This window comes from Chryseobacterium sp. CCNWLW53, from assembly GCF_037083525.1.
GTDB lineage: Bacteria > Bacteroidota > Bacteroidia > Flavobacteriales > Weeksellaceae > Chryseobacterium > Chryseobacterium lathyri.
Window position 1 is genome coordinate 979,900 of the sequence record NZ_JBAOJR010000001.1, and the last position, 15,978, is coordinate 995,877.

The following is a 15,978-nucleotide window of genomic DNA, read 5'->3' on the forward strand; positions in this document are numbered from 1 at the left end:
ATCGCAACCTTAAAATAAAGGTTGCAGGAATTCTGTTGCCTGAAATCAACCAACAATCAGTAATTAAAAATAGAAAAACACATGTACAACTTCAACAAAAAAACAATCATAGCATCAGCAACTTTTATTTCTGCATTTTATTTCGGGCAGACGGATTCCATATCTTCTAAAAAGATCGATGATGTAGTGATCCTAGGATCCAGAGGGGCTGGAAGATCACTTACAGAAACTCCGGTTCCGGTAGATATCATCAATATTTCCAAGATTCTGAGACAAAGTCCCGTGAATAATATAAGCCAGGCGCTTAACTATGTAGTGCCTTCATTTTCTTCCACATCGCATACGGTGAACGACGGAACGGATTTTGTGGATCCTGCTCTGCTAAGAGGACTTGGCCCGGACCAGGTGCTGGTATTGCTTAACGGAAAAAGAAGATACCAGTCCTCGCTGATCAACGTTACCCTTACCCCTGGAAGAGGTTCGGTAGGAACGGATCTTAACGCAATTCCGGCTTTTGCTTTAGAGAAAATAGAGGTCCTGAGAGACGGGGCTTCAGCCCAATATGGTTCTGATGCCATTGCAGGAGTAGTGAATTTAGGTTTAAAGAAAAGACTTGGACTTTCAGGACAGGTATTTTTAGGAGGATATGCTTCACCTGTTGCCAATAATTTTTCAGGAGGAATAGATGGGCAGACCATTTCTGCTGATCTTAACTATGGAGCAAAGATCGGGGAGAAGGGATTTATTAATGTAACAGGTTCCGTGCAATACCGTGATCCATATTCAAGAGCGGGAGAACGTCAGGGACCCATCTTTAATGCTTATAATGCCATTAATTACAGAGCATTGCAGAACGGAGTGAATATCGATGGATTATATAAAAACATTACCAATACTTCCAACACTCAGCAGATCATCAATACAGTCAAGCAATATGCATCACAGGTTGATTATTTTTCGCAGGATTTTAAAAATCAGATATCAGGAGCTAACAGTATTACGGCATTGCAGGGGTTACTGGGAAAAGATTTTACTGATCAGGAACTTGCATACAGAGGTCTGGAAAGAAAAGATTTCAGCCTTAGGGCAGGACAGTCCAAGCTGCAGTCTGCACAGCTTTTTTTCAACTCTGAAATTCCGGTTAATGAAGACTGGAAAGTGTATTCCTTTGGAGGATACAGCTACCGTTTGGGAAATGCAGGTGGATTTTACCGTCTTCCGAATACAGAAAGAAACATCAATGCTGTTACCCCGAATGGATACTTGCCGCAAATTGAAGCCAATGTGAATGATTATTCTCTAGCCGGAGGAATCAAAGGAAAATGGAACGGCTGGAATGTGGATCTGAGCAATACTTTTGGTAAAAATGCTTTTAATTTTGGAGTGGTGAACACGTTTAATGCTTCTTTAGGAGAAAATTCTCCAAGAACCTTTGAAGCAGGAGGCTCAGAATTCTTACAAAATACGCTGAATCTTGATTTCTCAAAAAAATATGATGTGTTTCATGGCCTGAATGTGGCTTTTGGAGGGGAATACCGTTATGAAAACTATAAAGTAAATGCGGGTAATGAAAACTCCTATGTTTCTTATGATATTTTTGGACGTGTAGTGACTGCTGCTACCCCTGACAATGAAAAAGTAACTGACTTTTTTGGAGCTACAAGACCAGCCGGATCACAGGTTTTCCCCGGATTCAGCCCGGATAACGCCGTTTCCGGAAGCCGAAACAGTGTTGCCGCTTATGCTGATGTGGAAATTGAACCTACGGATTGGTGGCTGGTAGAAGGAGCTGTGCGATTTGAAAATTATTCTGACTTTGGTTCTACCTTTAATTATAAGCTGGCAACGAATGTAAGGCTGGCTAAAAACTTTAACTGGAGAGGTGCAGTTTCTACAGGTTTTAGAGCACCATCTCTGGCACAGATCTATTACAGTTCAACCTCTACATTGATCCAGAAAGGAGAAACTACCCAGGTAGGGACTTTTAGAAATAATTCCGAAGCAGCTCAGGCTTTGGGAATTCCCAAACTGAAACAGGAGACGTCACAGTCGTACAGCACAGGAATTACATGGAAGATTCCGGCTTTAAGTCTGGTATTTACGGCAGACGCCTATCTTATAAAAATTAAAGATAGAGTAGTGCTTACCGATTTGTTCTACCGTCCGGAAGGAAGTTTTGCGCCGGGTTCAGACCAAGCCGTGCTACAGGGAGCGTTCGATCTTGCAAGAGCCAGTGCTGCGAATTTCTTTGCTAATGCAGTAGATTCCCAGACAAAAGGGCTGGATATTACAGTTTCTCAGAATACAAGAATTTCGGAAGGGATATCTCTGGAAAATAACCTGGGACTTAATTTTAATCAGACCAGAAGAGTTGGTGATATCCATGCTTCGCCTAAACTGGTAAGTCAGATCAATAATTATTTCTCTGAGCCGAACAGAGTTTATTTTGAAGAAGCTGTTCCACGTATAAAAGCTACGCTTGCCAATACCCTGAAACTTTCAGCACTTACGGTTTCCCTCAGAAATTCCTATTTTGGAAAAGTGACAGATGCTGATGTGCTGGATGCCAACTTTGACGGAGTTACTGAAAGCAGAGAACACTTTGTTCTGAATGAACGTTTTGTGACCGATCTTTCCGTAGGCTATGACTTCAATAAAAACATTTCGGCAACAATAGGCAGCAATAATATATTTAACATCCTTCCTTCGAAAAGCCCTGATATAAGCTCATTAACAGCGGATAATCAGTTTGTGTATTCCAGGCAGGTTTCTCAGTATGGTATAGGAGGCCGTTTCCTGTTTGCCAGAGTAGAATTTAAATTTTAAAATACATAAAAAGCAAAGCAAAAAACAGAGAAGGAATCTCTGTTTTTTGTTAAATGAGGGCAGAATTTATTATTCTGCTCTTTCTTTTTCTTTAAAATTGACCGTTCTGCTGTTAGATTTGACCTTTTGGTTCCCAAAATTATAAGTAATGCTTACGGTTAGCTTTCTTGCATCCCAGTAATTATCAAAAGATTGTGTATTGTTTGTAAAATAAACACTTCCTCTGTAGCCGCCCTGCCTGAAAATGTCATTCACAGAAAGATTCATCTGCAATGCTTTCTCCATAAGGCTGACTTTGATTCCTGCATTTAATCCGGCACTGCTTTTTGATGTTGAATTGCCACTTTTTGAAGGAAGGGATTGCCAGTAATTCAGGAAAAAGTAGAGGGTTTTTGTTTTATTTAATTTAAAAGTATTGTTAGCAGAATAATAAATTGACTGCCCATTTTTAGGACTTGCATTAAAGTTGGTAATTTGAGTTTCGCTATAGCTGAAGGAGGTCGAAATATTGCTTTCCCAGATCTTGAAAAAAGTGTCTGTATAAGTAAGATTAAGCCCATAATTATCCTGATCATAATAGTTTTGGTAGGTGCTGTTCAGGTAAATTCCATCCAGGAAAGTAATCTGGTCAAAATTGTCTTTACTTCTCTGATAATAAAGGTTGGCAGAAAATTTATTTTTAAAAATATAATTAAATTCCAGATTATGATTAAATGAAGGTTGAAGGCTCGGATTTCCGGCATAATAACTAAGTGGATTAGAATACCATCTGAAAGGATCAAGAGCACGGAAATTTGGACGGTTAATTCTTCGGGAATAATTCATACTGAATTGGTTATTTTTATTGGCTTTATAGGAAATATAAGCTGTGGGAAAAAGTTTTCCGTAATTGTTTTCAGACTGAGATTGGGTGGTCGCAGAAAATCCCGTTGTCTGCGCATACTCGTAACGTAAACCGAATTTTGCAGACCACTTCTCTCCGAAATCTTTACTTGCACTGATATAGGCGGCATAATTTTTTTCATCATAATCAAAAAGATTACTCCTTTTCGGATCAATGATATAATCGCTGTTAACCAGATTAAAATACCCAATATCCGATCTATTGGAAAACTGACTGTATTTAACACCTGTTTCTAACTGTAAGCCTTTTAAATTTAATGTTAAATCTGCCTGCCCTGAATAAATTGTGTAATCTACCGATGAAAGATTTCTTACAATTTGAGTAGAATGATCAGCAAGATCTGTGGTTATAAAATTGACATTTGTATCGGGCGAGTTTCCATAATAATTAGCCCCCAGACTTAATTTGTGTTCACCAAACTTCTGATCAAAATAGAGATTGAGCATTTGCGAATCCGAGGTGGAACGGTGTTTGGATTCTGTGGCTGTTTTTAGTGTAGAAATATCATCAGTAAAGTAATTTTGAAAAGAATGGATATCCATATTAGAATGGGTTCTTGCCATATCATAGATCAGTCCGATAACAGACTTGTCGCTCAATGAATAGTCAAGACTTACATTGATACCTAACCCATCATTCATATCACGTCTTTGGTCTCTGCTTACAGAGGATTGATTGCTGATAACGGTATAATTCTCGATGGATTGTTTTTCTTCATCGTATCCCCGGAACTTTAAAGAAGCTTTTACTTTTTCATTCTGATAATTCAGACCTGCAGTTCCGCCAAAGCCTGCAAAAGTTGCCTGTTTATAATAATTATTCAGATAACCACTCCATCCGGTATTCTGATTCTTTTTTAAAACAATATTAATGATTCCGCTGTTACCCTGTGCTTCATACTTGGCGGGAGGTGTTGTGATCACTTCAATTTTAGCAATATTTTCAGAACGTAAATTTTTCAGATAGTTCATCAGCTCCGATCCGGAAAGATTTAGCATACGGTCATTCACCATGACAGAAACCCCGCTTTTCCCTGCAATAGACAGAAGACCTTTATCTTCTTCTACTTTTAACATAGGTGTATTGCTTAAAATTTCTGTTCCTGAGCTTCCCTGGGAAACCATAGAATTTTGAACATTATAAACAAGACGGTCAACCTTGCGTTCTATAATTTTTTTATTGCCTTCTAATGATACGGCTTCAATTGTTTTTACTTTTGCTGTATCATTTACGGACTGTGCAGATAATAATGTACAGGATAAGGTGAAGATAAGTATAGGTATTCTTTTCATGTTTATTTTATAATAATTGCTAATAACTTTGTGTTACGTTATAGAGCAAAATTATAGGATAGAAGATCCTCTGGAAATAGAGACTAGATGAATGCTTCATTTTAACGGACCAAACCGGTTTCATCGGGAATTTTTGGTGTTTTGTCGAGAAAGTACCTTATAGTATCCAGTAGAGAATTATATTTGAAAATGAAAAAGCAACAAATTATCTGGCTTCAGGTCCTCTACTGGGCTTTCAACTTTGTAGGTAATGTCATTATGCCGAATTTTTTTTTCCCAGAGCGCAGAGGCTTTGAGTGGAATGTCCTGAATATTACTTATTTTATTACAGAGATTTTAACCTTTTATATTTTATACCTCATCATCATTCCCAAAGTATTTAAGCTGGAGAAGCTTTATTCTGCAGTTTTTGTTTTTCTGCTGGCTATTTTATGTTTTGGATTTGTACGTTATGGGATCGAGGAAATTATTCTTCCACTTACTCTCGGGTTCCGGAATTATAATAAGGATGCGGAACTTTTATTTTATTTAGCAGATAATATATATAATGCCTCTCTAACAGTGTTTATTGGGGGAATCTTATGGATATTAGAAAAATATGGGGTAGCTGAAAATGACAAGAAACAATTAATGATTGAGAAAAAGCAGGCAGAGCTTCAGGCGCTGAAAACGCAGATCAATCCACATTTTATTTTTAATTCTTTGAATAATATCTATTCATTGGTCTATCAAAATTCTGAAAAGGCGTTGCCAGCCATTGAAGAATTAAGCCGATTGTTGAGGTATAGTACAAAAGATTTGGAAAAAGATGTGATCTCTTTGGATAAAGAGATGGGATATATTGATAGTTTAATTGCTTTGGAGAAGCTTAGGATCAAGGAACCTGAATTATTGGTTATGACAAAAGAGATTACTCATCCGGAGCTTAATATTTCACCAATGTTGTTGGTCCCATTTGTTGAGAATGCTTTTAAACATGGCGATTTTCGAGGGAAAGGTTTTGAAATAAAGGTTTCTGATAATGAACAGGTATTACATTTTTATCTTTTAAACTTTAAAAAACAAAAAATGGCAGACTCCGGTTCAGGAATTGGCATTCAGAATGTGAAAAAAAGATTAGAGATTTTATATCCTCATAAGCATCAACTCATCATCAATGATTCAGAAACAGAATTTGTTGTAGATTTAAAAATTGATTTACGGCATGAAAAAAATTAAATGTATTATTGTAGATGACGAACCGCTGGCCGTCTCTCTTTTGGAAAAGTATGTTGAAAAAATACCTTTCTTTGAACTTGTTTTTTCTACTGAAAATCCCATTTTAGCCCTGGAATATATACAGACCCATGATGCAGATCTGATCTTTCTGGACATTCAGATGCCTGAACTCACAGGAATTAACTTTATGAAGATTGTCGGAGAAAAGAAGAAATATATTCTGACGACAGCCTATTCCGAGTATGCTTTAGAAGGGTACGAACACAATATCATAGATTATCTTTTAAAGCCTGTTTCCTTTGAAAGATTTTATAAATGTGCGTTGAAGGCCCAGGAGCGCTTTTCTTTTCACGGAGAGATGGAATCTCATTTTTTTGTAAAATCATCAGGGCAGCAACACCGCATTAATTTCAATGATATCCACTATATTGAAAGCATTAAAGATTATGTGAATATTCGCACTACGGATGAAGAGTATATCGTATTGGATACTCTTAAATCAATGGAAAACCAGCTTTCTGAAAAGTTTATCAGGATTCATAAGTCTTTTATTATTAATGTGGACAAAATTAAAAGCATTGGTCCTAAAAAGGTAATACTGCCATTGCATGAAATTCCAATCGGAGAAAGCTACAGAATAAATCTTTTGAATACACAAAAATAAAAGCGGCTTCCGAGGAAGCCGCTTTTCTATGATTAATTAATCTAACAATTAATTTTCCTGTTTCTTAATCAGGTTAAGAGCAGAACCTGCCTTAAACCAGTCGATCTGCTGATCGTTGTACGTATGGTTAGCCATGATGATATCTTTGGTTCCGTCCGTATGAATGAATTCTAAAGTCAACTGCTTTCCTGGAGCGAATTGATCAAGATCTAAGAAATTAACCACATCGTCTTCCTGAATTTTGTCATAATCAGCTTCATTAGCGAAAGTGATTCCAAGCATTCCTTGCTTTTTAAGGTTTGTTTCATGGATTCTCGCAAATGATTTTACCAATACAGCTTTTACCCCAAGATGTCTAGGCTCCATTGCTGCATGCTCTCTTGAAGAACCTTCACCGTAGTTCTGGTCTCCAACAACGATGGTAGGAATTCCTGCAGCTTTATAAGCTCTTTGTACAGCCGGAACTTCACCATATTCACCAGTTAATTCATTTTTTACACGGTTGGTTTCCATGTTATAGGCATTCACAGCTCCAATCAGCATGTTGTTTGAAATATTGTCGAGGTGGCCTCTGTATTTCAGCCATGGTCCAGCCATAGAAATATGGTCAGTAGTACATTTTCCGAAAGCTTTGATCAAAACTCTGGCGGCTTCAATGTTTTTACCGTCCCAAGCCGGGAATTCTTCCAGTAACTGAAGTCTGTCCGAAGTAGGGCTTACCTTCACGACAACAGAAGAACCGTCTTCAGATGGTGCCTGGTATCCGTTATCATCAACAGCAAATCCTCTGGATGGTAATTCAGAACCCTTAGGCTCATCAAGTTTTACCTGCTCACCGTTTTCGGCAGTTAAAGTATCTGTAATTGGATTGAAATCTAATCTTCCTGAAATTGCTACTGCAGCTACCATTTCCGGAGACGCTACGAATGCATGCGTGTTCGGGTTACCGTCAGCTCTTTTGGCAAAGTTTCTGTTGAACGAGTGAATAATAGAATTTTTCTCTCCTTTATCAGCTCCTTCTCTGTCCCATTGCCCGATACAAGGTCCACAGGCATTGGTGAAGATTCTTGCGTTCTCAAATTTTCTGAAAGAATCCAGGAAACCGTCTCTTTCTGCTGTGAATTTTACCTGCTCAGAACCAGGATTAATCCCCAGGATCGCTTTAGGTTTAACTCCTTTTGCTACAGCATCTTCCACAATGGAAGCTGCTCTCGAAAGATCTTCATAAGAAGAGTTAGTACAAGAGCCAATAAGAGCCCATTCCACTTCTATCGGCCATCCGTTAGCTTCAGCTTTAGCTCTGAATTCCGCTACAGGAGTCGCCAAATCCGGAGTGAAAGGTCCGTTTAAGTGTGGAGTAAGCTCAGAAAGGTTAATTTCAATTACCTGATCAAAATACTGCTCAGGGTTGGCGTATACTTCAGCATCACCGGTTAAGTGTTCCGCTATTTTATCAGCTGCATCTACCACATCCTGTCTTCCTGTTGCCGCAAGATATCTTCTCATAGAATCATCGTATCCAAAAGTAGAGGTTGTTGCTCCTACTTCAGCACCCATGTTACAGATCGTTCCTTTACCAGTTGCTGAAAGAGATTGTGCCCCTTCTCCGAAATATTCCACGATGCATCCTGTTCCACCTTTTACGGTAAGAATTCCTGCTACTTTCAGGATAACGTCTTTTGCAGAAGTCCATCCGCTCATTTTACCGGTTAATTTTACCCCGATAAGTTTTGGCATTTTAAGCTCCCACGCCATTCCGGCCATTACGTCTACTGCATCAGCACCTCCAACACCGATAGCCACCATTCCTAAACCTCCTGCATTTACGGTGTGAGAATCTGTACCAATCATCATCCCTCCGGGGAATGCGTAGTTCTCCAGTACAACCTGGTGAATAATACCGGCTCCCGGCTTCCAGAAACCAATTCCGTATTTGTCACATACAGAGCTCAGGAAGTTGAAAACTTCAGAGTTTTTGTTGATTCCTTCCTGTAAATCTGATTCAGCACCTACTCTTGCCTGGATCAGGTGATCGGCATGAGCCGTTGAAGGAACAGCTACTTTAGCTTTCCCTGCCTGCATAAACTGTAAAAGCGCCATCTGCGCAGTTGCATCCTGCATGGCCACTCTGTCCGGTGCAAAATCTACATAAGAGTTTCCTCTCTCATGTGCTGATGTAGCATTACCTTCCCAAAGATGGGTGTAAAGGATTTTTTCTGAAAGTGTAAGAGGTTTTCCCACGATTTGTCTTGCTGCAGCAATTCTCTCCGGGTAGCGTTCGTACACTTTTTTGATCATATCAATATCAAAAGTCATATCTTAATTTAATTTTTCTTCTTTAAATAAGCTTTTCCGTCAATAATTTTATTTTAAAACGGAAAAATATCATTGTTACTTAATTCATCAAATTCTGTTCCTCCAATTCATAAAAAGGATAATTATGATAAATAATCAGAATGTTATATTTCTATCAAGTTAAGAAAAAATTGGAATTTCTTTCTATATTTTTATTTTAAATAATTCTAAAGCAGTCTTAAATAGAAAGGTTCTAAACAAAAATTGAAAGATTTAAATCCTAAAGGACTAAATCTTTCAATTATATAATTTTAAAACAGTCCTACGACCTAACGTTAAGCTATACTATGACCAACCTGGACCAACTCTTTAATAGGTGGAGCAAATTTAGTCAGGTCAATACCTTCAACGGCAGCTTTATATTCATCAATATTAGGAATTCTTCCAATGATAGCAGAAAGAACAACCACCGGAGTTGAAGCCAATAAAGATTCTCCTTTTTTACGTTCTGAATCTTCAACTACTCTTCCCTGGAAAAGACGGGTAGAAGTTGCCAGTACCGTATCTCCTTTAGCCGCTTTTTCCTGATTCCCCATACAAAGGTTACAGCCTGGACGCTCAAGATACATCATGTTTTTGTATTCAACACGTGCTTCGCCTTTAGGAGCATTATCATCAAATTCGAATCCTGAATACTTTTCTAAAAATTCCCAGTCTCCTTCTGCTTTTAATTCATCAATAATGTTATACGTTGGAGCGGCTACAACAAGCGGAGCGTTAAATTCAACTTTACCTTGTTGTTTTTCAATATTTCTAAGCATTTGAGAAACAATTTTCAAATCGCCTTTGTGAACCATACAAGATCCAACAAATCCAAGATCCACTTTTTTCTCGCCTCCATAATAAGAAAGGTCTCTGATGGTATCATGAGTATATCTCTTAGAAACATCTTCGTTGTTTACATCCGGGTCAGCAATCATCGGTTCAACGATGGCATCAAGATCAACAACGACTTCAGCATAATATTTAGCATTCGCATCCGGTGTCAGAGCTGGTTTCTCACCAGATCTGATTTCAGCGATTCTCTTATCAGCCTTATTAATTAATCCCTGAAGGACATGGTTATGATTGTCCATACCCTTATCAATCATGATCTGGATTCTGCCTTTTGCAATTTCCAATGACTCGATCAGGGTTTCGTTCTCAGAAATATTGATGGAAGCTTTTGCCTTCATCTCTGCAGTCCAGTCTGTAAAGGTAAATGCCTGGTCAGCAGGAAGTGTTCCGATGTGAACCTCAATGATTCTACCCTGGAATACGTTTTCCCCACCAAACTGCTTAAGCATCTGAGCCTGAGTAGCATGAACAACATCACGGAAATCCATGTGCTCTTTCATGTTTCCTTTGAAAGTTACTTTTACGGATTCAGGGATTGGCATAGATGCTTCACCTGTAGCCAGTGCAAGGGCAACTGTTCCTGAGTCTGCTCCAAAAGCAACCCCTTTAGACATTCTTGTGTGGGAGTCACCACCAATGATGATCGCCCATTCATCTATCGTTATATCATTAAGAACCTTGTGAATAACATCTGTCATAGCGTGGTATTCACCTTTCGGGTCACGGGCTGTGATCAAACCAAATTCGTTCATGAATTTCATTAGTTTCGGAATGTTGGCCTGCGCTTTTTTATCCCAAACAGAAGCAGTGTGACATCCGGATTGATAAGCACCGTCAACAATTGGAGAAATCACGGTAGCTGCCATTGATTCAAGTTCCTGGGCGGTCATCAAACCTGTTGTATCCTGAGAACCAACGATATTAACCTGTACACGAACGTCTGAACCGGCATGCAAAACTTTTCCCGGAGTTGTTCCGACTGCGTTTCTGTTGAAGATTTTTTCAACTGCAGTCAAACCTTGTCCTTCGTGGGAAATTTCTTTTGACGGAGCAAAAACAAGAGGAGTTTCTATTCCTAAAAGTTTTGCAGCAAATGTCTGCAGCTTTTTACCGAATACAATTGCATATGATCCGCCAGCCTTGATGAATTCCATTTTTTGTGGAGTGAATGCCTTAGCAATATCAATCAGCTCCTGGTCACCGTTATAAAGCTTTTTTGTTTTTGTATTGATGGTAAGAACGGTTCCTGTAGCAACGGAGTACGCTTCTTCAAGAATCGGTTCCCCAGCTTCGTTACGGATTGGCTCTCCATTTTCGTCAAGTTTTTTAACCCAGTTTTTAAGGTCAAGGCCAATACCACCGGTAACGTCAACCGTAGTAAGGAAAATCGGAGAAATACCGTTTGTTCCTCCAACGATTGGAGCAATATTCACGAATGGGATGTACGGGCTTGCTTGCTTACCTGTCCATAAAGCTACGTTGTTCACTCCGGACATTCTGGATGAACCTACACCCATGGTTCCTTTTTCTGCGATAAGCATTACACTTTTATCAGGATGCTGTACCTGCAAAGCTTTAATTTCTTCCTGCGCCTGAGGAGTGATCATACATTTACCATGAAGTTCACGGTCTGATCTTGAGTGCGCCTGATTCCCCGGAGAAAGTAAATCTGTCGAGATATCACCTTCACCAGCGATAAAAGTCACTACTTTTATTTCTTCAGCAACTTCCGGAAGTTTAGTGAAGAACTCTGCTTGTGCATAGCTTTCAATAATTTCTTTGGCGATTTCGTTACCGCTATTGAATGCTTCCTTCAGACGGTTGGTATCTGCCTCATAAAGGAAAACCTGTGTCTTAAGAACGTCTGCCGCTTCCTTGGCAATAGAGATATCATTACCCAAAGCCAGATCAAGCAGTACCTCAATAGAAGGTCCTCCCTTCATGTGAGATAATAATTCAAAAGCAAAGGCCGGAGATATTTCTTCTACTACGGATTCTCCCAGAATAATCTCTTTTAAAAACTTAGCTTTTACGCCTGCAGCACTTGTTGTTCCTGGTAAGGTGTTGTAAATGAAAAATTTAAGAGAATCTGATCGATATTCGTTACCCGGATCTTTAATTTGTGCAATGATTTCGCTTAGTAATCCGGCACCGTCAATGGGCTTTGGATTGAGTCCCTGGTTTTTTCTTTCTTCAATCTCTTGGATGTAATCCTGATACATATTCATAATAATAGAAGTCTTTTAAATTTTAAAAGTAGATGTAAGGCAGTTCTCAGTACTAAAGTTGCTGCAAAAAACAAGTATAGTCATCAACAACATAATCTACCCCTTTAAAAATGTGAAATAATGTTCCGTTTCAAAGTGGGATATATTTGACCTTTAATAGAATGTAAGTAATTTACCTGCGATTTGTCTTGCTGAAAAACTCTCTTTGGGTAAGATTTATACACTTTTTTGACAGCATTCCTATCAAAATTATATCTCCAAAACGTTTTTAGATTATCAAACACTTAAAAAGTGCTTCCAAATTTACGAATTTTTTAGTATTTTATCAGAATGAAATTATTTAGATTCTTTATAAATATGAATTTGATAATTTCTATTTTTGGCCGTAATTTTGCAGGCAAATGATGAATATGAAAAATATCCTGAATTTTTGGTGTGTATTTATCTCGGTTTTCGTTTTTTCACAGACGAAATCCGTGAAGAAGCTACCGATTAAAAATGTAACTAAAACTGTAGTGAAAAAGGGATCTGCAGTGGCTAAGCCAAACCCGGATCTGGTGATTATCAATCCGGATCTTCCGGTTTTGATCCCTAAAAAAGAAGATGGGAAATTTGGTTACGTTAATCAGAACGGAAAATTTATTATCAAACCTGAATACCATATTGCCGTCTTTTTTTATGAAGATTGTAATCTTTTGAACTCTCCCAACGAAAAAATAAGAAAATTCGGAACTAAAGAATATGCTACTGTAGAAAAGGATATGATTTCTTACCGGGTGAATAAGGCGGGGAAAAGAGTCTATCAGTTCAAAGATTCGGATCTCGGAAAATGTAAGTTGGAGGATTATAAGCAGCAGCTGTATCAGGCATACGTTTTAAACGGATTTTACGGTATCATTGAAAAGTCCAGATTCGTGAACGCAGCAGATTACAGGGATTACCAGATCTATCCCCAGTATCAGTATTTATATATTCTGGAAGGTGATGATACCGCAGATCCAATGATTGTGGCTTCCCACAACGACAGGTTTGGAGTAATTGATGTTAATAATAAAGTGATTGTTCCTTTTGAATATTCCAATATAAAAAGGAATTTCAGCTGGAAAATGGGGAAAATGTTTGACGTGACGAAAGACGGAAAGAACTATTATTATATCGATGCCAGAAATAAGACTTATTAATCTTTGTATAAGAATATCTCTTTCAGATTAAATTGAGGATGCAGATCTCATCATTCACAGAGTATCGGAAGATCCTATCTCACTTTTTTTTTGTAATTTCGCGGTTGAAATAAAGGGGTGCTTTAATAAGCTGAGATTATACCCAATGAACCTGGAACAGATAATGCTGTTTAGGGAATTTTGAAAATGTACCACTGGAACAGTATAACAATATATCAATCATTGCTAGACTGTTAAATTAGTAAATTGCTACATTATTTAATCCGCCCCTTTTATTCATTAAATTTTAAAAATTTATAGAATGAAAGGATTATTTTTTTTAGGGCTTACGGTAGGCTCTGCAGCCTTTATCCAGGCGCAAAATAAGGATTCACTGAAGGTCAGGGAAATTGAAGCTGTCAACTTTACCAAAAGACTTCCTGTTGCCAAAGAAATCATTAACGTACAGAAAGATGTAGACAGCAGGAATCTGGGTCAGGATCTTCCAATTCTTTTAAAAAATCAAACGTCTGTTATCTCAACCTCTGATGCCGGAAACGGAATTGGGTACACGGGATTCAGAATTCGTGGAGTAGAAGGAAAAGGTATTAATGTGATGATGAACGGCGTTCCCTATAACGATTCTGAAAGCCAGGGAACATTTTTCGTCAATGTTCCGGATCTTACCAGTTCTGCTTCCCAGATTGTGATTCAGAGAGGGGTGGGGACTTCCAATAATGGGGTTTCTGCGTTTGGTGCGAGTATCAATGTGATCTCCAAAGAACCGGATGAGAAGATGTATTTCAAAACTGATGACAGCTACGGCTCATTTAATACCTATAAATATTCAGCGGAAGCAGGTTCCGGGAAATTCTGGAACAACAGGCTTTCGGTGATGGGAAGGTATACGCGTATCCAGTCTGACGGGTATATTGACAGAGCTTCTTCAAAACTGGATTCTTACAATTTCACTGCATTATTTGAAGAAGGGAAAACAAGGCTTCGTCTGATGGCTTTCGGTGGAAAAGAAAAAACTTATCAGGCATGGAACGGAATTGACCGGCCAACCTGGGAAACCAATCCTAAATTCAATTATTCAGGACAATACACAGATCTGTTGACCGGAGAAGAGAAATTCTATGATAACGAGACGGATAATTACAGACAGAATCATTTCCAACTTTTATGGGAGCAAAAATTCAATGATAACTGGAATTTGGAAACCACGCTTCATTATACGAAAGGAAAAGGCTACTATGAAAACTATAAAAGAGTTGATGAAACAGATGTAGAGGCTACACATTATTCCAATTATAATTTGCCGGTACCGATTGTAAATGGCTCTCCGGTAGAAATAACCGATTTTATCAGAAAAAAATGGCTGGATAATGATTTTTACGGGGCTGTTTCTACGCTTTACGGAAAGCTGGATAATATAGATCTTAATTTCGGTGTGGTCGCGAACCAATACTATGGAAGACATTTTGGAAATGTTACCGGGGTTTATTTTCCACAGATCAATGAGTATGAATATTACAGAAACCGTTCGGTGAAAACTGAGCTGGCAGGGTTTGCAAAAGCTTTATGGAGAACCGGGGATCACTTTGAATTCTTCGGAGATCTTCAGATCAGAAATATTGATTATGATACCAAGATCCTGAATGCCGGAGATGGAGAAGGTGGAAATCTTGATAAGAACTGGCTTTTCTTTAATCCAAAAGCGGGAGTGAATTATAAAATCGGGAATGGAAAAGTTTTCCTTTCATACGCACATGCCCACCGCGAACCGAACAGGGATGACCTGATGAGTGATAATGAAGTAAAAGCCGAAAAACTCCATGATTTTGAAGCCGGTATTGAAAAACAGTTTGGAATTTTATCTGTTACGGCTAATTTATACTATATGTACTATGTTAATCAGTTAGTACTGAACGGGCAGTTAAATAATGTAGGAGCATTCATCAGAACAAACTCCGGAAAAAGCTACAGAAGAGGAATTGAAATCGGAGCGTTGGCGAAACTTTCCAAGCAATGGGAAGTGAATGGGAATATCAGTCTCAGCCAGAACAGAAACCTTGACTTTAAGATTAAAAATAATGGAGCACTTCAGAATCTGGGTGATACCAATATTTCATTTTCGCCTAATGTCATTGCCAATCTTGGCCTAAAGTTCAATCCTTCCAAGAGTTTTCTGTTTGCTTTAACGAATCAATATGTCGGAAAACAATATCTGGATAATACCGGGGATAAAAACCTCGAGCTGAAAGATTATTTCCTGACCGATTTCAATGCGCAGTACCAGTTTACCATAGCCCATAATGATATTGCTTTAAAATTACTGGTGAATAATCTCTTTAATAAAAAATATGTAAACAACGGAGCGGTTTATGGTGGAGATCCATACTATTTTTCACAGGCAGGAACTAATTTTATGTTCGGGATCAGCTGGAAAATTCAATAATACGGATGATAATTTGCCAAACAGGGTTTAATA

General features: G+C 38.3%; 8 protein-coding genes and 1 riboswitch. Of the genes, 5 read left to right on the top strand and 3 right to left on the bottom strand.

Annotation, left to right across the window (positions count from 1 at the left end; all coding sequences use genetic code 11):
* Positions 1–81 precede the first annotated feature (81 nt).
* Complete coding sequence (locus V6R96_RS04605) at positions 82–2,826, top strand: TonB-dependent receptor domain-containing protein (RefSeq protein ID WP_336378137.1); 2,745 nt, start codon at positions 82–84, stop codon at positions 2,824–2,826.
* Between the two features lie 69 nt (positions 2,827–2,895).
* Here V6R96_RS04605 and V6R96_RS04610 read toward each other — a convergent pair whose 3' ends face one another.
* Positions 2,896–5,022 carry an outer membrane beta-barrel family protein gene (locus tag V6R96_RS04610; RefSeq protein WP_336378138.1) on the bottom strand — a complete coding sequence of 709 codons (2,127 nt, stop codon included), beginning with the start codon at positions 5,020–5,022 and terminating at the stop codon, positions 2,896–2,898.
* 189 nt (positions 5,023–5,211) lie between these two features.
* On the opposite strand from V6R96_RS04610, the gene V6R96_RS04615 reads away from it, so the two are divergent.
* Both V6R96_RS04615 and V6R96_RS04620 read left to right on the top strand, forming a co-directional pair.
* Positions 5,212–6,240 (top strand): histidine kinase, encoded by a 1,029-nt coding sequence (locus tag V6R96_RS04615; protein WP_336378139.1) that lies wholly within the window; start codon positions 5,212–5,214, stop codon positions 6,238–6,240.
* Positions 6,227–6,904 (top strand): LytTR family DNA-binding domain-containing protein, encoded by a 678-nt coding sequence (locus V6R96_RS04620; protein ID WP_336378140.1) that lies wholly within the window; start codon positions 6,227–6,229, stop codon positions 6,902–6,904. Before V6R96_RS04615 ends, V6R96_RS04620 begins: the two co-directional genes overlap by 14 nt.
* A 48-nt stretch (positions 6,905–6,952) precedes the next feature.
* Here V6R96_RS04620 and V6R96_RS04625 read toward each other — a convergent pair whose 3' ends face one another.
* The gene (locus tag V6R96_RS04625) at positions 6,953–9,220 is read right to left on the bottom strand and encodes an aconitate hydratase (protein WP_223557714.1); all 2,268 of its coding nucleotides are present in this window, start codon (positions 9,218–9,220) and stop codon (positions 6,953–6,955) included.
* 314 nt (positions 9,221–9,534) lie between these two features.
* Positions 9,535–12,324, bottom strand: coding sequence for a bifunctional aconitate hydratase 2/2-methylisocitrate dehydratase (locus V6R96_RS04630; RefSeq protein ID WP_336378141.1), 2,790 nt, complete (start codon positions 12,322–12,324; stop codon positions 9,535–9,537).
* A 410-nt stretch (positions 12,325–12,734) separates the two neighbouring features.
* Between V6R96_RS04630 and V6R96_RS04635 the strand changes: the two genes are divergently transcribed.
* Positions 12,735–13,505 (top strand): WG repeat-containing protein, encoded by a 771-nt coding sequence (locus V6R96_RS04635; RefSeq protein ID WP_228452679.1) that lies wholly within the window; start codon positions 12,735–12,737, stop codon positions 13,503–13,505.
* Between the two features lie 103 nt (positions 13,506–13,608).
* Positions 13,609–13,699, top strand: a riboswitch (TPP riboswitch).
* A 107-nt stretch (positions 13,700–13,806) separates the two neighbouring features.
* The gene (locus tag V6R96_RS04640; RefSeq protein ID WP_336378142.1) at positions 13,807–15,945 is read left to right on the top strand and encodes a TonB-dependent receptor plug domain-containing protein; all 2,139 of its coding nucleotides are present in this window, start codon (positions 13,807–13,809) and stop codon (positions 15,943–15,945) included.
* Positions 15,946–15,978: the final 33 nt, after the last annotated feature.

What these genes read in the sequence shown, in the direction of transcription:
- V6R96_RS04605 (WP_336378137.1), top strand. Translation starts at nt 82, where the DNA reads ATGTACAACTTCAACAAAAAAACAATCATAGCATCAGCAACTTTTATT.
- V6R96_RS04610 (WP_336378138.1), bottom strand. Translation starts at nt 5,022, where the DNA reads ATGAAAAGAATACCTATACTTATCTTCACCTTATCCTGTACATTATTA.
- V6R96_RS04615 (WP_336378139.1), top strand. Translation starts at nt 5,212, where the DNA reads ATGAAAAAGCAACAAATTATCTGGCTTCAGGTCCTCTACTGGGCTTTC.
- V6R96_RS04620 (WP_336378140.1), top strand. Translation starts at nt 6,227, where the DNA reads ATGAAAAAAATTAAATGTATTATTGTAGATGACGAACCGCTGGCCGTC.
- V6R96_RS04625 (WP_223557714.1), bottom strand. Translation starts at nt 9,220, where the DNA reads ATGACTTTTGATATTGATATGATCAAAAAAGTGTACGAACGCTACCCG.
- V6R96_RS04630 (WP_336378141.1), bottom strand. Translation starts at nt 12,324, where the DNA reads ATGAATATGTATCAGGATTACATCCAAGAGATTGAAGAAAGAAAAAAC.
- V6R96_RS04635 (WP_228452679.1), top strand. Translation starts at nt 12,735, where the DNA reads ATGAAAAATATCCTGAATTTTTGGTGTGTATTTATCTCGGTTTTCGTT.
- V6R96_RS04640 (WP_336378142.1), top strand. Translation starts at nt 13,807, where the DNA reads ATGAAAGGATTATTTTTTTTAGGGCTTACGGTAGGCTCTGCAGCCTTT.